21 protein-coding genes and 1 pseudogene are annotated in these 22,755 nt (G+C 56.3%); 11 read left to right on the top strand and 11 right to left on the bottom strand.

Translation table 11 applies throughout. From position 1 onward, the window contains the following. The first annotated feature begins 300 nt into the window (after window positions 1-300). The 5 genes from OM794_RS03100 (at window position 301) to zigA (ending at window position 4,640) form a co-directional block, all read left to right on the top strand. A complete protein-coding gene (locus OM794_RS03100) occupies window positions 301-648 on the top strand; it encodes a helix-turn-helix domain-containing protein (protein WP_170938452.1) in 348 nt (115 codons plus the stop codon). Window positions 649-899: 251 nt separating this feature from the next. Beyond that, window positions 900-1,532, top strand: coding sequence for a class I SAM-dependent methyltransferase (locus OM794_RS03095; RefSeq protein ID WP_226250174.1), 633 nt, complete (start codon window positions 900-902; stop codon window positions 1,530-1,532). Between the two features lie 94 nt (window positions 1,533-1,626). Next, window positions 1,627-3,021, top strand: a complete 1,395-nt coding sequence (locus tag OM794_RS03090) for a PepSY-associated TM helix domain-containing protein (RefSeq protein ID WP_226250173.1) — start codon at window positions 1,627-1,629, stop codon at window positions 3,019-3,021. Between the two features lie 3 nt (window positions 3,022-3,024). Then, window positions 3,025-3,300, top strand: a complete 276-nt coding sequence (locus OM794_RS03085) for a TIGR03643 family protein (RefSeq protein WP_088698365.1) — start codon at window positions 3,025-3,027, stop codon at window positions 3,298-3,300. A 113-nt stretch (window positions 3,301-3,413) separates the two neighbouring features. Continuing rightward, window positions 3,414-4,640 (top strand): zinc metallochaperone GTPase ZigA, encoded by a 1,227-nt coding sequence (gene zigA, locus OM794_RS03080; protein WP_226250172.1) that lies wholly within the window; start codon window positions 3,414-3,416, stop codon window positions 4,638-4,640. Window positions 4,641-4,720: 80 nt separating this feature from the next. On the opposite strand, the gene OM794_RS03075 is transcribed toward zigA, so the two are convergent. From OM794_RS03075 to OM794_RS03050, 6 genes and pseudogenes are all read right to left on the bottom strand, one after another. Continuing rightward, the gene (locus tag OM794_RS03075; protein WP_226250171.1) at window positions 4,721-6,034 is read right to left on the bottom strand and encodes a TRAP transporter large permease; all 1,314 of its coding nucleotides are present in this window, start codon (window positions 6,032-6,034) and stop codon (window positions 4,721-4,723) included. After that, window positions 6,034-6,540: a TRAP transporter small permease gene (locus tag OM794_RS03070; protein WP_226250170.1), complete on the bottom strand. Its 507-nt coding sequence runs from the start codon at window positions 6,538-6,540 to the stop codon at window positions 6,034-6,036. The genes OM794_RS03075 and OM794_RS03070 overlap by 1 nt, the downstream gene beginning before the upstream one ends. A 61-nt stretch (window positions 6,541-6,601) precedes the next feature. Continuing rightward, the gene (gene dctP / locus OM794_RS03065) at window positions 6,602-7,600 is read right to left on the bottom strand and encodes a TRAP transporter substrate-binding protein DctP (protein ID WP_226250169.1); all 999 of its coding nucleotides are present in this window, start codon (window positions 7,598-7,600) and stop codon (window positions 6,602-6,604) included. A gap of 142 nt (window positions 7,601-7,742) precedes the next feature. Continuing rightward, window positions 7,743-8,381, bottom strand: a complete 639-nt coding sequence (gene leuD, locus OM794_RS03060; RefSeq protein ID WP_226250168.1) for a 3-isopropylmalate dehydratase small subunit — start codon at window positions 8,379-8,381, stop codon at window positions 7,743-7,745. After that, window positions 8,381-9,819, bottom strand: a pseudogene (gene leuC / locus OM794_RS03055) (3-isopropylmalate dehydratase large subunit). Before leuC ends, leuD begins: the two are co-directional and overlap by 1 nt. Window positions 9,820-9,963: 144 nt before the next feature. Further along, window positions 9,964-10,770 (bottom strand): GntR family transcriptional regulator, encoded by an 807-nt coding sequence (locus OM794_RS03050; protein ID WP_226250166.1) that lies wholly within the window; start codon window positions 10,768-10,770, stop codon window positions 9,964-9,966. 226 nt (window positions 10,771-10,996) lie between these two features. Here OM794_RS03050 and OM794_RS03045 point away from each other — a divergent pair, with 226 nt between their 5' ends. The 5 genes from OM794_RS03045 to OM794_RS03025 are packed head-to-tail and all read left to right on the top strand — an operon-like array spanning window position 10,997 to window position 15,976. Continuing rightward, complete coding sequence (locus tag OM794_RS03045; protein ID WP_226250165.1) at window positions 10,997-11,902, top strand: isocitrate lyase/PEP mutase family protein; 906 nt, start codon at window positions 10,997-10,999, stop codon at window positions 11,900-11,902. Between the two features lie 57 nt (window positions 11,903-11,959). Further along, entirely contained in the window at window positions 11,960-12,625 is a 666-nt protein-coding gene (locus OM794_RS03040; protein ID WP_226250164.1) for an isochorismatase family protein, read from the top strand. 39 nt (window positions 12,626-12,664) lie between these two features. Further along, window positions 12,665-13,618, top strand: a complete 954-nt coding sequence (locus OM794_RS03035) for a polysaccharide deacetylase family protein (RefSeq protein ID WP_226250163.1) — start codon at window positions 12,665-12,667, stop codon at window positions 13,616-13,618. A 4-nt stretch (window positions 13,619-13,622) separates the two neighbouring features. Continuing rightward, window positions 13,623-14,555, top strand: coding sequence for a polysaccharide deacetylase family protein (locus OM794_RS03030; RefSeq protein ID WP_226250162.1), 933 nt, complete (start codon window positions 13,623-13,625; stop codon window positions 14,553-14,555). After that, window positions 14,555-15,976, top strand: coding sequence for an FAD-dependent oxidoreductase (locus OM794_RS03025; protein ID WP_226250161.1), 1,422 nt, complete (start codon window positions 14,555-14,557; stop codon window positions 15,974-15,976). Before OM794_RS03030 ends, OM794_RS03025 begins: the two co-directional genes overlap by 1 nt. A gap of 10 nt (window positions 15,977-15,986) precedes the next feature. On the opposite strand, the gene OM794_RS03020 is transcribed toward OM794_RS03025, so the two are convergent. From OM794_RS03020 to OM794_RS03000, 5 genes are all read right to left on the bottom strand, one after another. Next, on the bottom strand, window positions 15,987-18,002 hold the full coding sequence (locus tag OM794_RS03020) for a RecQ family ATP-dependent DNA helicase (protein ID WP_226250160.1): 2,016 nt from the start codon (window positions 18,000-18,002) through the stop codon (window positions 15,987-15,989). Window positions 18,003-18,030: 28 nt separating this feature from the next. Continuing rightward, the gene (locus OM794_RS03015) at window positions 18,031-18,249 is read right to left on the bottom strand and encodes a DUF1653 domain-containing protein (RefSeq protein WP_226250159.1); all 219 of its coding nucleotides are present in this window, start codon (window positions 18,247-18,249) and stop codon (window positions 18,031-18,033) included. Further along, window positions 18,246-19,118 carry a tRNA cyclic N6-threonylcarbamoyladenosine(37) synthase TcdA gene (tcdA, locus tag OM794_RS03010; RefSeq protein WP_226250158.1) on the bottom strand — a complete coding sequence of 291 codons (873 nt, stop codon included), beginning with the start codon at window positions 19,116-19,118 and terminating at the stop codon, window positions 18,246-18,248. The genes OM794_RS03015 and tcdA overlap by 4 nt, the downstream gene beginning before the upstream one ends. An 11-nt stretch (window positions 19,119-19,129) precedes the next feature. Continuing rightward, window positions 19,130-19,903, bottom strand: a complete 774-nt coding sequence (locus tag OM794_RS03005; protein ID WP_226250157.1) for a pseudouridine synthase — start codon at window positions 19,901-19,903, stop codon at window positions 19,130-19,132. 117 nt (window positions 19,904-20,020) lie between these two features. After that, entirely contained in the window at window positions 20,021-20,986 is a 966-nt protein-coding gene (locus OM794_RS03000) for a LysR family transcriptional regulator (RefSeq protein ID WP_226250156.1), read from the bottom strand. A 183-nt stretch (window positions 20,987-21,169) separates the two neighbouring features. On the opposite strand from OM794_RS03000, the gene OM794_RS02995 reads away from it, so the two are divergent. Further along, window positions 21,170-22,702, top strand: coding sequence for an ABC transporter substrate-binding protein (locus OM794_RS02995; protein ID WP_226250155.1), 1,533 nt, complete (start codon window positions 21,170-21,172; stop codon window positions 22,700-22,702). Window positions 22,703-22,755 lie beyond the last annotated feature (53 nt).

Raw genomic sequence — 22,755 nt, 5'->3', positions numbered from 1 at the left:
CATTGATGCCAATCTTAAAAGCAAACTCAACTCAAACACGAACATTCAATCTATTCAGCTTCTACCTCTCAAATAACCTTCAGCCGTGCACTTCATAGCTGAGGTTTTTCATTTCTCCAGCTATGTTTTTAGATAGTTGATTAAATTCATATCCGACAATTATTCATTTCAGCGAGTAAGCAAATGAAACAAAAAGTAACTATCAGCATCCAAATCAACCTTAGAAGATGATATTCAACCTAAACAGTCCTTCATGTCAATAGGTCGTTCCTCAACCATCTAGGTCTAATGGAGGGCATCGTGAACAAAACAGAACAGGAACGGCTAGCGGGCAGTATTGGCCGAGCCATTGCCAAACAGCGGGTTCGCAGTCAATTGACCCAAGAAGAGGTTGCTGAGCGCTTAGGCGTTGGCAATGAAGCCGTTTCGCGTATCGAGCGCGGGCGGGTGATCCCTAATATCGTGCGCTTAATTGAGCTTGCTGAAATTTTCAACTGCGAAGCCGCGGAGCTGCTTGGCCAAGCAAGCTTTCATATTGATGACCAGTCAAGCAGAATGAAGCAACTTTTAGCCCCTTTAAATCAAAATGATAGAAAATTAGTGATCGATATTGTTGAAAACTTAACTACGCGCCTTCAGAAAGGGTAAAAAAATAATGACAACAACACATCCACGATTTAAAAATCAGACCATAATAAACCTTATAATCAAAAAAATTAATCTTTTTCAAAACTCAAAAATCTTGATTCAACATAAATAAAGGAACTCATTTTTAAATATCAGACTTATAAACCAGCACCACACCGTCAGTGCCCTATTGGTTGAATAATGGCGTTTATGCTATAGGTAACCAGTCACCACTGCTCAGCCATCGCAGCGCTGCGCTGCAAAGAGGCGCTATGCTCAACACCACTGCCTGGAACCGACTGCGCTATACGGTTTACGCACCTTTTTATGATCCGGTCGCGGCCCGCGTGTTTCGCAGGCCGCGGCGCATAGCGCTTGGCCAAGTGGACTGGGAGCCCGGCATGCGCGTGCTGTTGGTAGGCGCGGGGACAGGGTTGGATCTGCCTTTCCTGCCCCAGGACATCGAATTACACGCCACTGATATAGCCCCTGCCATGGTCAAGCGAACGGTTAAACGGGCGGCTGCGCTGAATAGAGACATGGAGTGCGGTGTGATGGATGCCGAAGCACTCAGTTACCCCGATGAGCACTTTGATGTAGTGGTTATGCACTTGATTCTGGCGGTGATGCCCGACCCACGACAAGGGCTTGCCGAAGCGCACCGGGTGCTTAAAACCGGCGGGCAACTGTGTGTAATGGATAAGTTTCAGTCGGATGCACAACCTGCAGGGCCAGGCCGGCGCATCTTGAACCTGCTTACATCAGCCCTTGCAACCGACATTACCCGACAAGCGGAGCCTCTGCTCACCGACGCTGGGTTCCTGATTCGCCACGACGAACCGGTGCTAATGAATGGCCTATTTCGTGCACTCCTAGCCGCGAAACCCACACCCTCTAATCGCTAAGCGTGTGACTTTTTACCGCTGTGTGTAGGCTAGCAGTTGCTAAGTAAACTATCTAAGCTGTCTCTCTCTTACCGATGCCACTCGGATCCAGCGAATGACAGCCTCAACCCTCCCCTCTATCCACACTGGCAAACTGCTTTTTGCCCTGATTAGCCGCCTGCACCTCTATATCGGCCTCTTCGTCGGCCCTTTTATACTAATTGCGGCCCTCTCCGGCATCGCTTACTTACTCAGCCCACCGCTTGAAGAGTGGCTTTACCACGACACCCTGTATGGGGTTAACCAGGGAGAGCCTCAGCCACTTGCCGAACAAATTGCGGCGGCACAACGCTACCTGGACAGTGCCACCTTGCCAAGCGCAGTGCGCCCGGCACCGGAACCCGGCAGCACGACCCGACTGATGTATAGCGAGCCAAGCCTTGGCCCATCAGAGCACCGCGCTGTATTCGTTGACCCCATTTCGTTGGAAGTGACGGGTGATTCAACCGTTTACGGTACCAGTGGCATCTTGCCACTACGCACCGCGATTGATCACTTTCACCGCCAGTTGTTAATGGGTAACGTAGGGCGTCTTTATAGTGAACTGGCCGCCTCATGGCTATGGGTGGCTGCGCTAGGCGGTGTGCTACTATGGATTCGTCAGCGCCGCTCGCTGGGAGCGCTTGTCAGCCCTCACCGGACTCGCCGGCGCCACGCAACGCTTGGGCTGGTACTCTCGCTGGGGTTACTGTTCTTTTCAGCCACCGGGCTTACATGGTCACAGTGGGCGGGGGGCAATATTGCGGAACTTCGTCATGCCTGGGGCTGGGGCACGCCAAGCGCCTCAACGGCGTTGAACGATACCGATAGCCAAGTCGTCGACGAACATGCCGAACATCACGGCCATATGGCTATGGTAGCCACGTCTATTACGCCAGAAGATTTTGATCGGGCACTGAATGCTGCTCGTCAGGCGGGCCTCAGCGCAGCGCGCATGCAACTAACGCCCCCAAGCACTCCCCAGCAGGCATGGCGGGTAGCGGAAATTGACCGTCAATGGCCCACTCAGGTAGATCAAGTGGCACTGCATCCACGCTCAATGGCAGTGACTGATCAAACCGACTTTGCCACTTTTCCTTGGGCAGCCAAACTCACCCGCTGGGGGATTGACCTGCATATGGGGGTGCTGTTTGGTGTTGCGAATCAAATCGTGCTGGCGTTGATCGCCGCCGGGCTTGTGACATTGATCGGATGGGGTTATTTAATGGCCTGGAGGCGGTTACGCGCAGCAAGCGGTCAGCGCTTTCCGACGGTGGCTGAGCCATTTTCGCAACTGCCGCTCTCGGCCAAAATAGGCCTGCTGGCAGGTGCTATTGCAGTGGGCCTGGCGCTGCCTGTATTGGGCGCCAGCCTAGCGATTTTTGTGGTGATCGATGCGCTGCGCTGGACTATTAAAAAGCGCTACACTGCCCGCACACTAAATGCCCGCCATTCGAATACCATGAGGTGAACGATGCCCAAAGCCCCCGTTAAGCGCTTTCGCCGCTTACCCGATGACGAGCAGTCGCGCATCATTGAAATGGCCTGGGAAGACCGCACGCCATTTGAAGCCATCGAAACACTGTTTGGCCTTGGCGAGCCGGATGTCATCGAGGTGATGCGTCATCAGCTCAAACCCGCCTCGTTTCGCCTATGGCGCAAACGTGTCACCGGCCGTACGACCAAACACCAAGCCCTGCGCTCGCCGGATGTGCTACGTGGATATTGCCCGACGCAATATAAGCGCTGAGATCCAATAGCAGATACGAAACTGACCAGACCTCCTCTGAAACAGGTCTTCCTCGAAGCACTTATAGTGTTATATTATCACATAACATAAACCCGTTTAGAGGTGACCTAGCAATGACCGCATTTACTCCCTTGCCCGTGACGGTGCTCTCGGGTTTTTTGGGTGCTGGTAAAACCACCGTCCTCAATCATATTCTCGCCAACCGTGAAGGCCGCCGGGTGGCGGTCATCGTTAACGATATGAGCGAGGTGAACATCGACGGTGCACTGGTGCGGGGTGGCCCTGGTGAGTCGGCGCTGGATGGCGATGTTGCTCTGAACCGCTCTGAAGAGCGCTTGGTAGAGATGAGTAACGGCTGTATCTGCTGCACCCTGCGCGAAGACCTGCTGATTGAGGTCAGCCAGTTGGCCCGGGAAGGCAAGTTCGATTACCTGGTCATTGAGTCCACCGGGATTTCCGAGCCGCTGCCCGTGGCGGAAACCTTCACCTTTGAAGATGAAAGCGGCCAGAGCCTCTCCCACGTCGCCCGGCTGGATACGCTAGTGACCGTAGTGGATGGCGCCAACTTTCTTGAACAGTACCGCGAAGCGCAAAGCCTCGCTGAAGCGGGCGAAAGCTTAGGCGAAGACGACGAGCGCAATGTCGCCGACCTGCTGGTCGATCAAATCGAGTTTTGCGATGTGCTGTTGATCAGCAAGACTGACCTGATCAGTGAGAAAGAGTTAGCAGCGCTAAAGGCTATCCTATACTCGCTGAACCCCGACGCTGAGCTGGTGCCGATCACCCAGGGCGGCGTGCCACTGGATAAAGTTCTGGATACCGGCAAGTTCAACTTTGAGCGCGCCCAACTAGCCCCAGGCTGGCTAAAAGAGATGCGCGGCGAACACGTTCCCGAAACCGAGGAGTACGGCATTGGCAGCTTTGCTTATCATGCCCGTCGCCCCTTCCATCCGCAGAAATTTCATGACCTGCTCAATCAGGAGTGGTTTGGTAAGGGCCTGCTGCGCTCGAAAGGCTTCTTCTGGCTCGCCACTCGCCCCCAAGCCGCCGGTCAGTGGAGCCAGGCAGGCGGCATCGCCCACCACGGCCCAGCCGGGGTATTCTGGAAGGCAATTCCTGAAGAGCGTTGGCCTACCGACCCCGAAACGCGTCAGTTTATTATGGAGAAGTGGCAGGAGCCGTTCGGAGATATGCGCCAGGAGCTGGTGTTTATCGGCCAGAACCTGGATCAAGCCAAGATGCGTGAAGCACTGGATGCCTGTCTGCTGAGCGAGGCGGAGCTACTGGAAGGCGTGGAAGTATGGAAGGGACTGCCCGACCCTTTCCCGGCCTGGGAGTAGGTGCTAGCAGTTAGCTTAAGAACAAAAAGAGAGGCTGCAGCCTCTCTTTTTTTGCCACCTATTTTTTAAAGCTAAGCGTCTTACTGCAGCATACTGGGCAACCAAGTCGCGAGGCCCGGAAACACGATCAGCACCGCCACCAGCAGCATCGAACAGAGGATATAGGGAATCGCCGCCGAGTATATTTCGCTCATGGTCGTACCCGCGGGCGCAACACCTTTCATCACAAAAAGCAGTAGTCCTAACGGTGGCGTTGAGAAGCTGATTTCAAGCGCCAGCAGAACAACGATACCGAACCACACCAGGTCAAATCCAAGCGCCTGGGCAAGTGGGAAGAAGATCGGCACGGTGAGCATCATGATGGAGATCTGCTCCATAAAGGTGCCCAGTACCAGTAGCACCGCAAACATTGCCAGGAGCATCAGAATCGGCGACAGATCAAAACTGGTTGCCCAGCCGATCAAACCACCTGAAGCACCTGAGAAGCCGAGCAACTGGCTAAAGGTTGCCGAGCCAAACACGATTAAGTAAGCCATCAGCGTGACTTTCAGTGCCCCGGTGACCGACAGCTTAAACGCCTCCCAGGTCATGCAGCGGAAAATAAACGCCAGGATAATCACGCCCAAAGCCCCAAAGGCGGCGGCTTCTGAAGGCGTAGCAAACCCCATCAGCATCATCGCGACAATGATCACCATTACGCTGAGCATGGGCAGAATATCGGTCACTATCAACTTGAGCTTGGCGCTAAGCGGCACCGGCTCTAACTCATAGACTGGCGCGGCCTCCGGATCCAACTTGGTCTGGATAAAGATAGTGGCGATATAGAACCCCGCCAGCGTTAGCCCCGGCAGAATACCGGCGATAAGTAGCGCACCAATATCCACTTTCGCCAAAGTAGCTAACAGCACCGCCAACGCAGAAGGTGGAATAATGATTGCCAAACCGCCGGTGCCCAGAATGGGGCCAATCGCCATTTTCTTCTTATAGCCGCGCCGCTCCATTTCCGGCACCAGCAGCGATCCCATCAGCGCCGTAGAGCCCATGGAGGAGCCGCTTAAGGTAGAAAACGCCGTGCCACCGACCACCGTCACATACGATAAGCGCCCCGGCAGCTTGCCCATCAACTGGTCGACGGCATTGAACATTTTCATGCCTAAGCCAGTACGGAAAAACAGTTCACCCATCAGCAAAAACAGCGGGATAGGCACCAGATTAAAGCTCGATAGTGCGCCAAACCCGTTGTTGAGCATCTGCAAGATGCCGGTTTGGCCGCCCATAAAGTGCCAGGCACCAATCACATTGGCGGCCAAAAATGCCAAGGCAATGGGCGTACCAATCGCCATGAAAAGGAGAATCAGCGAGAGTAGGAAAGCGAGCGCAAAGTACCATTCCATTATTCTTTAATCCCCGCTTCGCCGCTGTGAAGAATTTCATGGCCCACCACAAAGCGGCCAAACTCGATCGCCATCAGGGTAAAGCTGATAGGGAAGACAATGGTGAGTATCCATTTCGGCACAAAGAAAGCCCGCACGTCATAGTCAGTGCGCTCAATATTGAGCAGCACCAGATCAAGCCCCTTCCACGCCAGCACGCCGCACACCATGACACAGAGCAGTGACACCCCACGGCTTAGGATATTCAGCGTGGCTGGTGGCAACACCGAGGTCAGCAGTTCAATGTGCACATGCCCTTTTTGGCGCACCAGCCAGGGAGCTCCGAGCAGAGTGAGGTAGAACATGGCGTATTCGGTGGAGAGGAAAAACCATGCTGAGGGCTGAAGACCCAAGTTACGAATCACCACCGAAAGCACCACGGCCACCATCAGCCAAACCAGCATGATGGCGGCCAGCAGGGCCATGCCGTTGAGCAGCAGCAGATAGCCGCGTTGTGCGTAGCGCATAAGAAACCCTAGAAAATAGCCACACAAATAGGGCGCTTGATCGCTCGGCGCCCCTACGTTTCTATAAATCGTTGAATTTTTCGATCAGCGTATCGTAATGTTCAAGCCCCATAGGATGGCGCTCCATCTGGCCGCGCATACGCTCCCAGGTAGCATCCCGGGCAGCGTCTGCGAAACGCTGCGCTGCTTCGCCTTCCAGAGTGATGACCTGCATGCCCTCGGCCTCAAGCTGAGCCTGCTGCTCCTTGGCTAATTCAGCCAGTTGTTCGGCGCTGTCGCGCTCATGCTCAATAGCGACCTCCTGAAGAATTTGCTGCGACTCTTCGCTGAGCTGGTTCCACTTATCCAGGTTAACGATCACCCCCATATCGGTAGAGAAGAAGGCAGGGTCAACCCGATAGTTAAGAAAACGATCCCAATTGAGGTCTTTCAGGCCAATTTGCGTCCAGCCGGTCGCGTTCACCACGCCCCGCTCCAGGGCCGCGTAAACATCGGTGGTCGGCAGGCTGATGGGCTGCGCGCCCAGGTACTCCTGGAAGAAGGCGTCATATACCGGGTTACTGCGTAAGCGTAGGCCTGAAACGTTTAGATTACCTTCGCCATCAATAGTGGGCTCATCAATGGTGTAGAAGTTGTAGCTGACCCCGCTGTCGAACCAGCCCAAGTAGTAGGTGCCCATCTTCTCCTGATGAATTTCATTAAGCAGGTCGATGCCGCCATTTTCACGGGCGAAAATAGCATTGGTATTGGAGGCCACCATGGCATCGCGCTCAGGCACGGTACCGGCGTAGAAACTTGCCGCAGTGTAGGCCATATCGACCACCCCGTTGCGCACTGCGTCGGGCTGTTCGGAGAGACCGATGACTTCAGGGCCGCCACGCACATTGATCTTCACCACGCCTTCACCGCGTTCGTTAACCTTATCGACGAACTCGAGAAAGCTCTGGGTATAGATCAGCGAGGGGGGAAACGCATGCACGGCGGTGATTTCATCAAGCGCCAGCGCCTGGGCGGAAGCCAGGGCGGTGAGCATGCCCAGGGTAAGCGTTACTTTTTTCATTCGTTAGTCTCCTGCACGAGGTAGTCTGCGTTATAGCGTTTATTGTTTCTGTGTCTTTCTTATAAGCCGTTTTTATAAACGTCTGCTGTAAGCGTGCGTGCTGTTTTTATGGACATTCACTCTTGGTATAGCGTTACTGCCACTACTCTTTACTTATAATGGCGCTTTCTGGCGGCTGCGCCGCCGTCCAGGGGAACTGCGCTGCGTAGTGGGCTGCGAACTCGGTAATGGTGCCAGCATGCTGGCGAGTCATATCGATATCATCCCAGCCGTTGAGCAGTTTGGTACGCCATACGGGGTTAATGGAAAAACTGACTTCCACTTCGGCGACACGAATAACCTGCTTCTCCAAATCAACGTAAATTGCGGCCGGTGCATCACCAAGGGCTGCCAGCAGGCGTTCGGCGTCATCCTCTTCAACGACAGCAGGCAGTAAGCCATTATTGACGGCGTTTGAGGCAAAAATATCGCCAAAGCTCGGCGCCACCACGCAGCGAAAGCCGTAATCGACCAGCGCATAGACCGCCGCCTCACGAGAGGATCCCGCACCAAAATTACGCCGACTGACCATCACCTCGGCCTTATCCGCGTTGGGGCGATGCAACGTAAACTCTAGGTTGGGTATGCCCTGCTCGTCGTGGCGAACGTCGTAAAGCAGAAACTGACCGTACCCCACGCTGCGCGGCTCTTTCATAAAGCGTGCAGGAATTAGCTGATCGGTATCCACGTTCGCTGCGGCAAGCGCCACCCCAAGGGTGTTTAATACGGTAATCGGTTGCATTAGCGCGCTCCTGAAGGCTGACCGGGTGAAGCAGCGGCCATTGGAAGCGTACGTACATCCGTCAGCCGTCCATTGACCGCTGCCGCCGCCACCATGGCAGGTGACATCAAGTGGGTACGCGCACCAGGTCCTTGGCGGCCCTTAAAGTTGCGGTTGGTGGTGGAGGCGCAGCGTTCACCGTTGGCGACCAAATCCCCGTTCATGCCTACGCACATGGAGCAGCCTGAGTGGCGCCACTCAAGCCCCGCATCGATAAAGATACGGTCTAACCCCTCGGCTTCGGCCTGGTTTTTTACCAGGGTCGAGCCGGGTGAGACCATGCCAGGTACGCGGCTCTTGTGACCGGCCAGCACGGCGGCAGCGGCGCGTAAGTCTTCAATGCGAGCGTTAGTGCAGGAGCCAATAAAAACCCGGTCAATGGTGATATCAGTGAGCTTTTGCCCCGGCGTTAAGCCCATATAGGCCAAACTATCCCGAGTCTGGCGAGCTTTTGCAGAGTCGCTAAGCTGTGCGGGGTCAGGTACGGCGCGATCAATAGGCAGCGCCTCTTCGGGAGAGACGCCCCAGGTCACCGTGGGCGCGATTTCGTCCGCATGCAGAGTCACTTCAAGATCAAAGCTGGCATCGGGATCGCTGTAGAGGGTTGACCAGTAGGCGCAGGCTTGCTCGAAGGTCTCCCCTTTCGGGCTCCAGGGGCGCTCGCGCAGGTAATCGAAGGTGGTTTGGTCCGGGGCAATCATGCCGCAGCGCCCCCCCCCTCGATCGAGAGATTGCACAGCGTTAAGCGCGCTTCCATGGAGAGCGAACGAATCGCCTCGCCAGCGTACTCAATGGCGTAGCCTCGTGCGCCGTCGGCGCCCAGGCGTGAAATCCAGGTCAACGCGATATCCTTGGCGGTGATGCCCTCGGCCAATTGGCCATCCACGGTAATCCGCATCACCTTGGGCTTGCTCTGCCACAAGGTTTGTGTGGCCAGCACGTGGGCCACTTCCGAGGCGCCAATCCCAAAGGCAATGCTGCCAAAGGCGCCGTGGGTGGCGGTGTGGCTATCGCCGCACACCATCACCATGCCCGGCTGGGTAAGCCCCTGCTCGGGGCCTAGCACATGCACGATACCCTGGCGCGGGTCATCAAGACCAAACAGCGTCACCCCATGCCGATGGGTATTGTGAGAGAGCTGCTCAATCATCGAGCGCACTTTGGGGTCGGCAACGCCAGCCAAATCACGGGCTAGCGTCGGTACGTAGTGATCAGCAATGCCAAAGGTTAAATCGGGTCGTGCTACGGGCAACGCGCGCTCAGCCAGTTTATTGAAGGCGTGAAAGGAGCCTTCGTGGACAAAATGGCGGTCAATCCACAGCAGGCTCTGTCCGCTTTCACTGCGGTGAACCTCATGGGCCTGCCAAACTTTGTCAAACAGCGTTGTTGGGGTACTCATTGTCGTCGCTCGTTGCCTCGGCCTTTGTTGGACTTATCATTCTCACCCAATACAACTAGCGCAGTTTCACAACACAGGTCAAATGTATTTTTTATAATTTTAAATCTGTATTAAATTTAATACATTAAAATATAGGCTAAATCTCTATATATCTTTCCCGCTGGTGGGCATTCCGCTCACTTTGGGCTCCCAGTAGCGAGAGTTATCGTCGCCGTTGCGCTCCAGGTCAATCTGGAAGCGATAACGATCCGGACGGTAAAGTGCATCCAGATGTTCTACCCCCCGGCCCTGCTCATCAAACACCACGCGGGTGAGTGAGATCAGTGGCGACCCCACGGCCACATCCAGCGCCTCCGCCACTTCATGGCTAGCCAAAGTAGCGGAAATCGATTGGGAAGCGTGGTCGACCTTTACCCCACTGCGCTCTAGCAGCACAAACAGCGGTGTATTGGCTAAATCCATCTCGTTGTAGTGCAGGGCAATCGATTCAGGCACATGGGTGACCAAATGAGAAAACGGCTTGTCATCAACCATGCGCACCCGTACCGAGCGCTGAACTTTTACGCTCTGCGCCATACCCAGCCGCTCGCGGATCATTTCAGGCGGCAGCACATAGGCAAACTCCAGCAACCGCACCTGGGAAGCCTGGCTCATCTTGACCATATTGGGCATCAGATTTGAGACACTGGCGGTCATCACCGTGGCATCCAACGGCTGCTCCAGCACCACCGTGCCCACGCCGGCTTTACGCTCTACCATGCCTGTCGCTTGCAGCGCTTCCATGGCACGCCGAACGGTGACTCGCGACACCCCATGCTGCTCCGCCAGTTTATTTTCGCCGGGCAATTTACTGCCCGCAGGCAGCCGTCCACTCAAAATAGCGTCTTTCAGCAGCAGGTAGATGCGGTGGGATTTAGTGCCGCCTACCGCGGAGGATTGTGCCTCACTCATCCACGCCTCTCCTCAGGATGTTGTTCGAAAAATTCATATCATACTTGACGCAGGGATAATAATAGACATAAAAATGTATTACATATAATACATATCAACAGCCAACTAGTAACACAATTACTGCCCTTTGAAAGCCATTATTACAGAACCAGCACCCAGAAGTATCGCTAACCAGGTGGCTCTCGATAAGCCGCGCTGACGCTTACCAACACTTAATGAGATTGTTATGACACGCCAACAGATTGCTTCTCAGCAGGCCTCACGACAGCCCACCCAGCTTAAACAGCAGTTGCAGAAAAGCTCTATTGTCGTCGCCCCCGGCGTGTTTGACGCCCTTGGCGCTTCACTTGCCGAGCAGGCGGGCTTCGATACGGTCTACCTTTCCGGTGCCAGCCTGGCCTATACCCAGCTGGGGCGGCCGGATATTGGCCTGCTCAGCATTACCGAAATTTGTACGGCAATGTCGCATATTCGCGAACGCACAAATTTATCTGTTGTGGTGGATTGTGATACCGGCTTTGGCAACGCCATGAACGTGATGCGCAGCGTGCGCTTGCTGGAGCGTTCGGGCGCCAACGCCATTCAGTTGGAAGATCAAACCTATCCGAAGCGCTGCGGTCACCTGCGCGGTAAAACCCTGGTCTCCAAAAGCGAAATGGTGGGCAAACTACATGCCGCACTGGACGCACGGGAAAACGACAGCACGCTGATTATCGGTCGCACCGATGCACTTGGCGTGGAAGGCACCGACAGCGCCATTGAGCGTGCACAGGCCTATTACGAAGCGGGCGTGGATATGCTGTTTATCGAAGGTATCCGTAGCGACGAAGATATCAGCAAGATCATGACTCAGTTCAAAGGCAAGGTGCCGATTATGGCCAATATGGTCGAAGGTGGCGACACCCCGTTGCAGAACGCCCAGGCGCTGGAAGACCTTGGTTTCTCACTGGTGATTTTCCCCGGCGCGCTGGTACGAGCGATTACCCATATGGCCAGCCGTTTCTTTGCCACGCTAAAACAGGATGGCACCACCGATGCCTTCCGCGACCAGATGCTCGATTTCAAACAACTTAACGACTACTTAGGCACCCAGGCGATGCTGGAGCTTGGCGAGCAGTACGACAATCGCTAACGCTCGCTTCTCAACGCGTGCCAATGACTTATAAATAAGCAATTTCAGGAGACGACAATGCAGACCACCGATAAAACGGCGAAAGAGATTTTTAACGACGTGATGGCCAACCCCCAGCGGGTACCTTTTGGCTTCGGCAATAAAGCGGTGCTGGTCAACGTTGACCCGCAAAAGGCCTACACCCGCACCGATCTCTTTAAAACCGCTTACGAAACCGACCCCAAGCAGTTGGAGTACACCAACCAACTGGCACGCGGTTTTCGGGAGAAAGGGTGGCCGGTAGTCTGGACCCATGTGGCTTTTTTAGACTCCGCCGAAGATGCAGGCGTTTGGGGCACCCGCTCCGATACCCCCGATTCGCTGCAAAACATCAAGTACGGCTCCGAGCGCGCTGAGTTCGACGAGCGCTGTGACATCGACCGCAGCCGCGACGTGATCTACACCAAGCGCATGCCCTCGGCGTTTTTTGAAACGCCACTACAGTCGCTGCTGGTGTGGCACCAGGTCGATACGGTGATTATCACCGGCGGCTCTACCTCTGGCTGCATTCGCGCCACCGCCGTGGAGAGCCTCTCCCGGGGTTACCGCACTATCGTGCCGATGGAGTGCGTCGCAGATAAACACGAAAGCTACCACTACGCCAACCTCACCGACCTGCACCTTAAATATGCTGACGTGTTGCCGGTTGCCGATGTACTCGCGTGGCTGAACGGTAACGCCTGAGACATCACAAGCCACCGCTAAGCTTAAGAGGAGCCGGTTATGAAAGAGTCATTAGGCGTTTACGACTACTGGGCCTACGACCAGCGGCCCAAAATCGAGTGGCCCGGAGGTGCCAGAGTGGCCTTTTGGGTCGCGCCCAATATCGAGTACTACGAACTCGACCCGCCGCAGAACCCACAGCGCAGCCCCTGGCCGCATCCGCACCCATCGGTGCCCGGCTACAGCATTCGCGATTACGGCAACCGGGTTGGCCACCAGCGCCAGATGGCGTTGCTGGAGAAGTACGGCATTCGCGGATCAATATCGCTGTCGGTGGCGCTCTGCGAGCACCACCCTGAGATTATCCAAATGTGCCGCGAGCGCAACTGGGAGTTTTTCAGCCACGGCATCTACAACACCCGCTACACCTACGGCCTGAGCGAAGACCAAGAGCGGGCGATGATCCGCGACAGCATGGAAACCATTCACCGCCACACCGGTCAGGCCTGCGCGGGCTATCTGGCCCCTGCACTCTCCCACTCCGAGCGCACCCTGGATCTGTTTGCCGAAGTGGGCGAAGAGCTATTTGGCGACAAAGGCGGGCTTTACACCTGCGACCTATTCCACGACGACCAGCCGACGCCGATCAGCGTTCGCTCCGGTAAGCGGTTTATCTCCATGCCCTACTCGCTGGAGATGAACGACACCATCGTCTACGCGGTGAACAAAGTGGAGCCGCGCCAGTACGCCACCATGCTCAAGCGCCACTTTGACCATCTCTATTTAGAAGGCGCGGAGTCCGGCACCGTGATGTGCATTCCCACTCACAACTACCAAGTGAGCTGTCCGCACCGAATCAAGGCGTTTGAAGAGGCGCTGGAGTACATCACCGGCCACCCGGATGTTTGGGTCGCCACCGGCCGTGAGATTGCCGATTACTACTTGGCCAACTATTACGATGCCGCACTCGACAGCATTGCGATCCAGGCCGCCACCGCCAGTAAACAGGGGTAACGCTATGGCGCTTAATGACGACTATCTCGACTACCCTTACCGCCGCCACGGCTACGATCATGAGCGCTATGAATGGTCGATGCTGAGTGAACGCCCACCGGTCACCTGGCCCGAGGGCAAAACCCTGGCGGTGTGGATCAATATCTCGCTGCAGTTCTACCCACTTAACCAACGCGGCAAGCCGTTTAAAGTGCCTAACGGCATGACCATGCCCTACCCGGATCTGCGCCACTTCTCGCTGCGGGATTACGGCAACCGGGTGGGAATCTATCGCGTGCTCAAAGCGCTGGCGGCGCACAACATCACGCCCACCTTTGCAATCAATGCGCAGTTAGCGGAGCAGACGCCCTATCTGATGCAGCGCTTGAAAGAGCACGGCGGTGAATTTATCGCCCACGGCTGGAACATGGATCACCTGCACTACGGCGGCCAGCCGGTTGAAGAGGAAGCCGAGCTGGTCAAGCGCTCTGTGGACACTCTGCGCCGCGTCACCGGTCAACCTATTCGCGGCTGGCTAAGCCCGGCCAAGCACCAGAGTTTCAACACCCCTGACCTGCTGGCAGAAAACGGCATTGAGTACTGCGCCGACTGGGTGAATGACGATATGCCATATTCCTGTGAAACCAAGACGGGCAGTTTGACCATGATGCCCTTGGCGACTGAAATTGAAGATCAGTTCGTGATGAGCCAGAACCTGCATTCGGAAGACTCCTGGGTAACCCAGGTAAAAGACGCCTTCGATTTTCTGCTGGAAGAGTCCCGCGAACAGGGTGGCCGCCTGTTTGCCCTGAACCTGCACCCCTGGCTGGTGGGCCAGCCCCACCGCATAGCCTGCCTGGAAGAAGTGCTGGCCCATATCAGTGGCCACCCTGAGGTATGGCAGGCTCCGGCGGGCGAGATTATGGATGCCTTCCACCATGCAACGGAGCAGGCGTAATGGCGGTACTTCCTTATACACACGAAGGCTTCGACGCCCACCTTCCGCTGCTGATCATCGGCGCGGGCGCCTGCGGCTTGGTCGCGGCATTGGCCGCCCAGGAAGCGGGCGTAGAGCTTGCCGTTTTAGAGCGCGACGCGCTTCCCCGGGGCAGCACGGCGATGTCGTCGGGCTTTATTCCCGCCGCCAATACGCGCTTTCAGCATGATTTGGGCGTCACTGACTCTGCTGAAGCCATGGCGGAAGATATTCAAAAGAAGAACGGTTTTGAGGCAGACCCCGCTATTGTCGAACTACTCGCCACTCAATCAGGCCAAACCATCGAGTGGCTGGCGGATCAGCACGGCGTGCCCTTTGAGCTGGTGGAGGGCTTTCTCTACCCCGGTCACCGCCACCTGCGCATGCATGCTACGCCAAGGCGAACCGGCGAAGAGCTGATGGGCGCGTTGCTCAATGCTGCCGAAGCGGCAGGCATTGATATTCTGACCCAGGCACGGGTAGTGGATTTGCACGTGGATAACACCCAGCGCGTAAAGGGTGTCACTCTGGAGCGCCCAGATGGCAGCCGCGAAAGCATTGGCTGCGACGCGCTGATTTTGGCCTGCAACGGCTATGGTGGTAACTCAAAACTGGTAGAGCGTTATCTGCCAACGCTGAAACATGCGCTCTACTACGGCCATGAAGGCAATCAAGGTGATGCGCTGCTGTGGGGTCAGGCCATGGGCGCCAGCACTAAAGACTTGGGCGCCTGCCAGGGCCACGGCTCGCTGGCGACGCCCCATCAGATTTTGATTAGTTGGGCGCTGATGATGCAAGGTGGCATCCAGGTCAATCTAAACGGCGAGCGCTTCTCCAACGAGCATGGCGGTTACTCGGAACAGGCGGCCAAGGTCTTGGCCCAGCCAGAACAAATTGCCTGGAACCTTTATGACGCCCGCATTCACGAATCGGCCCAAGCCTTTGAAGATTACCGCAATGCCCAGGAGAGCGGCGCGGTGCGCAGCTTTGCCAGCCTTGAAGAGATGGCGACTGGCTTGAGCCTGCCACTCGCCACACTGCAGGCTACTTTCATGGAGATGCAGCAGCATGCCGAACAGCAAACGGCGGATGCGTTTGGCCGCCGTTTTGAGACGGTGAACCTGCTCAAGCCACCCTACTACGCTATTCGTGTGACCGGCGCGCTGTTTCATACCCAGGGTGGTTTAGAGGTAAATCGCTCCGCGCGCGTGCTCAATACCCAAGGCCAGGCGCTGCCTAACCTATTCGCCGCAGGCGGTGCTGCTCGCGGTGTTTCAGGCTCCAACGACAGCGGCTACCTTTCTGGCAATGGACTGCTGAGTGCCGTGGTGCTGGGTGCCGTGGCGGGCAAAAGTGCAGCGGAGTTGTTACATCTAAAACTCAGCTCGGCAGTGCTTCCTTAGCGCCACGGTGCTAGTAGTTTGGTGCTAGTGCTCCAAGCATCATTTCCGCCCACTGGCGCACTTCAGGATAGGCGCGCTGCTCAAAAACCGCGAAACCGTTAAGAGTGCGAGCTTTGAGCGAGGTGAAAATCGGCATGGTTAAACCGCACAAAAAGTGCGCCACCCGCTGGGCGCTGGGCGGCTGGCCAAACTGTTCGGTGTGACGCTCAATCAGCGGCGTGGCATAGCGCTGAAAATCAGCAGCCGTTAATGCGGGCTGTGGCGCGGCATCCGGTAGTTTTACCGGATGGCCGTAACACACCGAGCAGTGGCCACATAGCCCCTCCTCACTCTGAAGGGGGGCATTAAACGTACTATCGCCAAAGTGCTCTGCCAGCCGCCGCGTTAGGCAGCTCTCCGACTCAAATAGCGCCAGCATCGATTGCAGCCGCTCAATTTCGATGCCCTCACGATGCAAGCACTCGTCATATAGTTGGCTCGCCAGCGTCTCAATGGCAAAACCGGGCTGACACACCTCGTAAACGTCAGTCATCCGCTTGCCTTCCAGAGTTAGCCAGCCCTTATCTTGAAAGTACTCAAGGGCAGTGATCACTCGGGCACGGGAGGCGTCGATCTGCTGAGCTAGCCCCGCTTGGTGTAGGCGATCAAAATCCACCGTTCCCCAGGTGCGAGCGATAGGAATATTGTCGACCAGCAAACGCACAAAGGCCGCCCGTTCACCTTGAAAGCGCCCCACCAGAACCTCTGGTTCGATGTGATAGCGCAACCGATACTCGGCGAGAAACGCAAAGCGCGGGGCAATAATGCCGTGCATCTCCAGCCGCACCAGCAGCGTCTTTAGCGGCAGCGGGCGGATATTGGTATCCCGGGAAAGCGTATTCAGCAGCACCTCCCACTGGCGATCTGCCGATTGGCCTGCCGCAGCGATCTCTTCCAGCAGGCGGTAGATGCCCGCGTATTCGGGTGTATCGCCGTAAACGAAGTTTTCCAGCACCCGCAAGCCATCCCGCCCGGCCATGGTCAGGCAGGTGGAAGACAGGCCGTCACGCCCCGCCCGACCAATCTCCTGGCTGTAGTTCTCGATGGATTTGGGCAGGTCATAGTGCACCACGTTGCGAATATCGCCCTTATCGATGCCCATCCCAAAGGCGATGGTGGCCACGATGCAGGGCGATTCACCACCCATAAACTGGCGCTGAATTTCATCCCGCCGCTGGGAATCTAACCCAGCATGGTACGCCTGGGCGACGATGCCCTGGGCCGTCAGAGCGTTCGCCACACGTTCAGCGGTTTGTTGCAGGGTGACGTAAATAATCGTTGGCGCTTCGCTGCCCGGCTGCATCTGGGGTTTAAGCCACTCAATCAACTGCTGCTGACGATCCTCCATAGCGGGTGCCACCAGCAGTTCGAGATTAGGGCGGTAAAAGCCGGTGGTGATGACGTTCTCTGGCGCGATAGCAAACTTCTCGCCCATATCGGCAATCACCGTGGGTGTCGCAGTGGCGGTAAGCAGCAGCACCTGGGGAATGGCAAAATCGCGCTGGTAATCCGGCAGCTTCAAATAATCAGGGCGGAAGTTATGCCCCCACTCGGAGAGGCAGTGGGCTTCATCGACTACCAGCAGCGATATCTGAACCTGGCGCAGAAAGTAGCGAAAGCGCTCGTTCTTAAGCCGCTCCACTGAGATCATCAGGATTTTCAGCTCACCGCTTTTAGCGCGCTCCATGACATCGCGCGTCGTTTCGCGGTCTTGAGTGGAATCAATGCTAGCGGCAGCCACGCCATGGCGGGTTAGAAAAGAGAGCTGATCCTGCATCAGCGCCAGCAGCGGTGACACCACCAGGGTGAGATGCGGCAGATGCAGCGCTGGGAGCTGGTAGCAAAGCGACTTTCCCGCACCGGTGGCGAAAATCGCCGCCGTGGAGTGGCCATCCAACACCCTGGACACCACCGCCTGCTGGCCGCCACGAAAGTCGTCAAAACCGAATACGTCTTTCAGCGTTTGCTGGGGTGATATAGGGGGCATGAATACTCCTTGATAGCGGACTTCCGACTTAAAACGCTTTCTCCAGCGCAAAGCGCGGCTGGGTGAGACCTTCTTTAGTCACCGTTTCAACAAACATGTCGAGCGGGCGCACCCAGAGGCCGTATTCACCGTAGAGGGCGCGGTAGACGACCAGGGGCTCTTCGCTTTCGCTGTGCTGAGCAGTGCCGAGTACTTCGTAGAGGCTGCCTTTGTAGTGGCGGTAAATACCGGGAACGGGCGCGGTCATTGGGTTTCCTCTTGAGTGGCGTTTGCAGCAGTTGGCTGGTTGGCTTTTTTGGCCAAGCGTTCCAGCACTTTTGAGGCGGCGACGAAGCCAAAGGTGCCGGTCAGAAATGTGGCGGCGCCAAAGCCAGAGGCGCAGTCCAAGCGCGTGGCATCACCACTGCCGGGCTTTTGCAGGCAGACTTCACCGTCGGCGCCGGGATAGATCAACTGCTCGTCGGAGTAGACGCACTCCACCGAGAAGCGCCGCTTGGGGTTGCGGGAGAAGCCGTAGTCCCGACGCAGCCGGGAGCGCACCTTGGATAACAGCGGGTCATGCTCGGTGCGCGTCAAATCAGCGACTTGAATACGCGTCGGGTCGGTCTGCCCGCCCGCCGCGCCGGTAACGGTAATGGGGATTTTGCGCCGCTTGCACCAGGCAATCAGCGCGGCTTTGGCAATCACGCTGTCGATGGCATCCACCACGTGGTCAGCGTCATCAGGAATCCGCTCGGCCAGGTTGGTGGGTGTGACGAAGGCGCTGTCGGCCACAATCTCGATTTCTGGAGCAATCAAGCGGCAGCGTTCGGCAAGCACTTCCACCTTGGGCTGACCAATGGTGCCATCCAGGGCGTGGAGCTGGCGGTTGACGTTGGAGACGCAGACGTCGTCCAGATCAATCAACGTCAGCTTGCCAATGCCCGAGCGTGCAAGTGCCTCCACCGTCCAACTGCCTACCCCGCCGACGCCCACCACCACCACGTGGGCATGACGAAACGTCGCGGCTGCACGCTGGCCATAAAGACGGCGAATGCCGCCAAAGCGAAACTCATAGTCACTTGATGAGTCGGCAGTGGCAGCCGATGACGGGTTCAATGACACAGTGGAGGACATAGCAGACTCACTTATAGCGCTTGGAGGGCTGAAGGCGTTTTCTGGGGCGGGGTACGCACGCTGTCCATCGGCAAATGCCCTGCCCAACCAAGCTGATTAAACAGCGCAATCATGGTCTCATCCAAAGCACAGCTCAACTGCACGCGCTTGTCTAACAGCGGATGGTCAAAGGCCAAATAGGTGGCCGCCAGCAGTAAGCGCGGCGCCCCCATCTGCTCGGCAAAAAAACGGTTGTGGACACTTTTACCGTGCTTGGCATCGCCAATAACCGGATAGCCCCGCCGGGAGAGGTGGCGGCGAATCTGGTGGCGCCGCCCGGTTAGCGGCCGCGCCTCCACCAGTGAGTAACGCGCCACCGGGTAGCGGTCGACCTGCACCGGCAGCTCGACGCTATCCAGGCGGCGAATATCGGTCATCGCGGGCATAGCGGGCATTTCCGCCTTAGGCCGCGTACCGTCTTCTTCCCGCAGCGGGTAATCCAATCGTTCGCTTTCCGGCGCTTTACCGCGTACCACCGCCAAGTAGCGCTTTTCTACGTGACGCTCGCTAAAGGCTTCGCTGAGCAACCCGGCAACCGCTGAAGAGAGCGCAAACACGATCACTCCAGAAGTAGGACGATCCAGCCGATGAACTGGGTATACCCGTTTACCAAGCTGGTCACGCAAACGCTGGAGTAGAAATTCAGTTTCGCCACGGGCCAGCGCCGAGCGGTGCACGAGAAGCCCTGATGGCTTGTGCACTGCAACTAGATGCTCATCCTGATAGAGGATGTTAAGTGGCGTCATAACGCTCCCGAGTAAAAGCTGGCAACAAAAAAGATCGATCACAATAGCAACAGGTCGCTATTGTCGCGGCTAGGCAGTGAGATGTCATCCAAGCAATGCGGCATCACTTCCCCTTGTTTACTCAGGAGGCGCATGGATATCCGTCAATAGCTGTGAATTTGGTAAAAACGGCAGCTTCCCAGCCGGTATATGCTCGTTAATAAACGCCAAAAAAGCCTGGGTAGCACTCGGCAAGGTGCGATTGGCGAGGGTTTGGACTTCGATAAAGCGGGAGTCCATGCCCTGGTCTCGAATAGGAATCGCGACGACACGATGTTGATAAATGCGGTAACGAACGGAGATCTCACCAGCCAGCGCCACGCCTCCCCCCAGCATAGCGAAGTTAATCAATGCTTCGGTGTAATCGCTGCTAAAAATGGATTCAAACGCTAAATTTTGGCGACTACAGCAGATATCAAACAGCTGCCGCAGAGTCGTTTCTGGCGAGGGTAGCGCCAGTGGATAACGCTGTAGCTGCGCTAACGTTAGGTGTTTTTTCGCGGCTAGCTCATGGCCAGGTGAAACCAGCGCCATAATCGGCGCGGGTTGTCTAAGCGCGACGCTAATATCTGCTTCGGGCTTTAGACTGAAGGTAATACCGATGTCTGCATTGCCCTCCCTGACATGCCGGGTCGCCTGGGCAGGTGGCCCCACCATCAAATGAAAATGAATACCGCTGTAGCGCTTGCGAAAAGCGGCGATGGCCGCCGGTAAAAAATCCACGGCAAAGCCTTCTGAACTAGCCAAGCGCACCTTGCCCCGCTGCAATCCACGCAGCGCCAGAATTTCACTGCCAATACGGTCGGCTTCCAGCTGCATATGGCGGGCGTGCACCGCCAACAGTTCGCCTGCGGCGCTCGGCACCATGCCCCGGGCACGGCGTTCAAACAGCAGCGTATCCAACTCACTTTCCAGCCGGGCAATCTGACGACTGATCGCCGAAGGCGCCACGTTTAGCTTCCCCGAAGCCTCACTGATGGAGCCGCAGCGCACGACTTCTAAAAAATAGCGTAACGCGGTTTCTTGTAGCACCCGTGAATTCATAAAGGCTTCCTTCGCCATCATCATTGCCGAAACGGCAATGATAAATTCTAAACATTGCACTGGCGGCATGACTAATCAATAGCTTAGTTTTAACTCAGTGGGCAATTCATCCAACACAATAAAAGCCCCGCTGGTACGCCAAACGCTCATAACCTTTCTTAGTAAAAAATAACGGGGTATGACATGCATCCACAACGCAAACTCGCTCGGGCTGTTTCCGCTTGGGCTGCTTCAATTACGTTACTCGGCTTCGCCACGTCGGCAGTGGCGGGCAAGGCCAATGACACGCTGGTCTATGCCTCTGACAGCGAACCTGAGAACGTTAGTCCCTACCACAACAACCTGCGCGAAGGCGTTATCCTCGCCCATCTGGCCTGGGACACGCTGATTTACCGCAACCCTGAAACCAACGAGTACGAACCGCGCTTGGCGACAGAGTGGGAGTGGGTCGATGACTCGACCTTGGATCTTGTGCTTCGCGAGGGAGTGACCTTTCACAACGGCGAGACCTTCGACGCCGACGATGTTGTTTTCACCTTTAACTATGCGGTGTCACCGGAGTCACGGGTGGTGACACGCCAGAATGTCGACTGGATCGACAGCGTCGAGAAACTGGATGATTATCAGGTTCGCATTCATCTCAAGGAGCCTTTCCCAGCGGCCCTTGAGTACCTCGCTGGCCCGATGCCGATTTATCCCGATGAGTATTTTCAGGAAGTCGGTATCGAGGGCTTTAGCCGCGAGCCCGTAGGCACCGGCCCTTACCGGATTACCAATGTCCGCCCAGGGGATGGCGTCAGCTTGACGCGCTTTGATGACTACTTTACCGATAGCCCCATTGGTCAGCCGGAGATCGCCAATATCGAGTTCAAGGCGATTGCCGATGCGGACTCCCGTATGGCGCAGTTAATGTCCGGTCAAGTCGATTGGATTTGGCGCGTACCATCGGATCAAGCTGAATCGTTAGACGGTATGCCCCAGCTTAGCGTGCTCGGTGGCGAAACCATGCGCGTCGGCTATATCGGCCTGGACTCCGCGACCCGAGAAGATTCGCCGTTACATGATATTCGCGTGCGCCAAGCTATTAACCACGCCATGAACCGGGAAGGCCTCGCTAATGATCTAGTACGCGGCGGCAGCCAGGCCCTCTACGCCCCCTGCTTTCCCACCCAGTTCGGCTGTGAAACACAAGACGTTATCGAGTATGAGTACAACCCTGAAAAAGCCCGTGAACTCCTCGCCGAAGCGGGTTACGCCGATGGTTTTGATATCGACCTTCACGCCTACCGGGAACGCGACTATGCCGAAGCGATGATTGGCGATCTACGCGCCGTAGGCATCAATGCCAACCTGCGCTTTATGACCTCCCCCGCGCTACTTGAGCTTCAGCGTAACGGCCAAACCGATATGTCTTTTAAAGCCTGGGGCTCCTTCTCTATTAACGATGTATCGGCCTTCGTGAGCGTCTACTTCACAGGCGGTATTGACGATCTCTGGCAGGACAGCCAAGTGCAAGAGTGGCTTCAGACCGCCGACACCTCGGTAGATCCTGATGTGCGCTCAGAGCACTATCAAAAAGCGTTCGCCCGCATCTCCGAGCAAGCGTACTGGGCGCCGCTATTCTCCTACTCCACCTATTACGCCCACACCGCTGATCTCGACTTCACCGCCTACCCCGACGAACTCCCCCGTTTCTACGAGGCGAGCTGGAAGTAACGGCGTGTGATCAACGTAATGGCAGCCGTGGCAATCTCGCCACGGCTCGCTTT

The organism is Halomonas sp. BDJS001 (assembly GCF_026104355.1).
In the GTDB taxonomy this organism is placed as follows: domain Bacteria; phylum Pseudomonadota; class Gammaproteobacteria; order Pseudomonadales; family Halomonadaceae; genus Vreelandella.
Note: the sequence above shows the minus strand (reverse complement) of the source record. Positions and strands in the feature narration are given on the sequence as shown.

Excerpts from the sequence above, each read along its gene's own strand:
- OM794_RS03070 (WP_226250170.1), bottom strand. The coding sequence starts at position 6,540 with ATGCGCTACGCACAACGCGGCTATCTGCTGCTGCTCAACGGCATGGCC.
- OM794_RS03025 (WP_226250161.1), top strand. The coding sequence starts at position 14,555 with ATGGCGGTACTTCCTTATACACACGAAGGCTTCGACGCCCACCTTCCG.
- OM794_RS03045 (WP_226250165.1), top strand. The coding sequence starts at position 10,997 with ATGACACGCCAACAGATTGCTTCTCAGCAGGCCTCACGACAGCCCACC.
- OM794_RS03020 (WP_226250160.1), bottom strand. The coding sequence starts at position 18,002 with ATGCCCCCTATATCACCCCAGCAAACGCTGAAAGACGTATTCGGTTTT.
- OM794_RS03005 (WP_226250157.1), bottom strand. The coding sequence starts at position 19,903 with ATGACGCCACTTAACATCCTCTATCAGGATGAGCATCTAGTTGCAGTG.
- OM794_RS03015 (WP_226250159.1), bottom strand. The coding sequence starts at position 18,249 with ATGACCGCGCCCGTTCCCGGTATTTACCGCCACTACAAAGGCAGCCTC.
- OM794_RS03050 (WP_226250166.1), bottom strand. The coding sequence starts at position 10,770 with ATGAGTGAGGCACAATCCTCCGCGGTAGGCGGCACTAAATCCCACCGC.
- OM794_RS03040 (WP_226250164.1), top strand. The coding sequence starts at position 11,960 with ATGCAGACCACCGATAAAACGGCGAAAGAGATTTTTAACGACGTGATG.
- OM794_RS03035 (WP_226250163.1), top strand. The coding sequence starts at position 12,665 with ATGAAAGAGTCATTAGGCGTTTACGACTACTGGGCCTACGACCAGCGG.
- dctP (WP_226250169.1), bottom strand. The coding sequence starts at position 7,600 with ATGAAAAAAGTAACGCTTACCCTGGGCATGCTCACCGCCCTGGCTTCC.
- OM794_RS02995 (WP_226250155.1), top strand. The coding sequence starts at position 21,170 with ATGCATCCACAACGCAAACTCGCTCGGGCTGTTTCCGCTTGGGCTGCT.
- OM794_RS03090 (WP_226250173.1), top strand. The coding sequence starts at position 1,627 with ATGACAGCCTCAACCCTCCCCTCTATCCACACTGGCAAACTGCTTTTT.
- OM794_RS03095 (WP_226250174.1), top strand. The coding sequence starts at position 900 with ATGCTCAACACCACTGCCTGGAACCGACTGCGCTATACGGTTTACGCA.
- OM794_RS03000 (WP_226250156.1), bottom strand. The coding sequence starts at position 20,986 with ATGAATTCACGGGTGCTACAAGAAACCGCGTTACGCTATTTTTTAGAA.
- OM794_RS03085 (WP_088698365.1), top strand. The coding sequence starts at position 3,025 with ATGCCCAAAGCCCCCGTTAAGCGCTTTCGCCGCTTACCCGATGACGAG.
- tcdA (WP_226250158.1), bottom strand. The coding sequence starts at position 19,118 with ATGTCCTCCACTGTGTCATTGAACCCGTCATCGGCTGCCACTGCCGAC.
- zigA (WP_226250172.1), top strand. The coding sequence starts at position 3,414 with ATGACCGCATTTACTCCCTTGCCCGTGACGGTGCTCTCGGGTTTTTTG.
- OM794_RS03030 (WP_226250162.1), top strand. The coding sequence starts at position 13,623 with ATGGCGCTTAATGACGACTATCTCGACTACCCTTACCGCCGCCACGGC.
- leuD (WP_226250168.1), bottom strand. The coding sequence starts at position 8,381 with ATGCAACCGATTACCGTATTAAACACCCTTGGGGTGGCGCTTGCCGCA.
- OM794_RS03075 (WP_226250171.1), bottom strand. The coding sequence starts at position 6,034 with ATGGAATGGTACTTTGCGCTCGCTTTCCTACTCTCGCTGATTCTCCTT.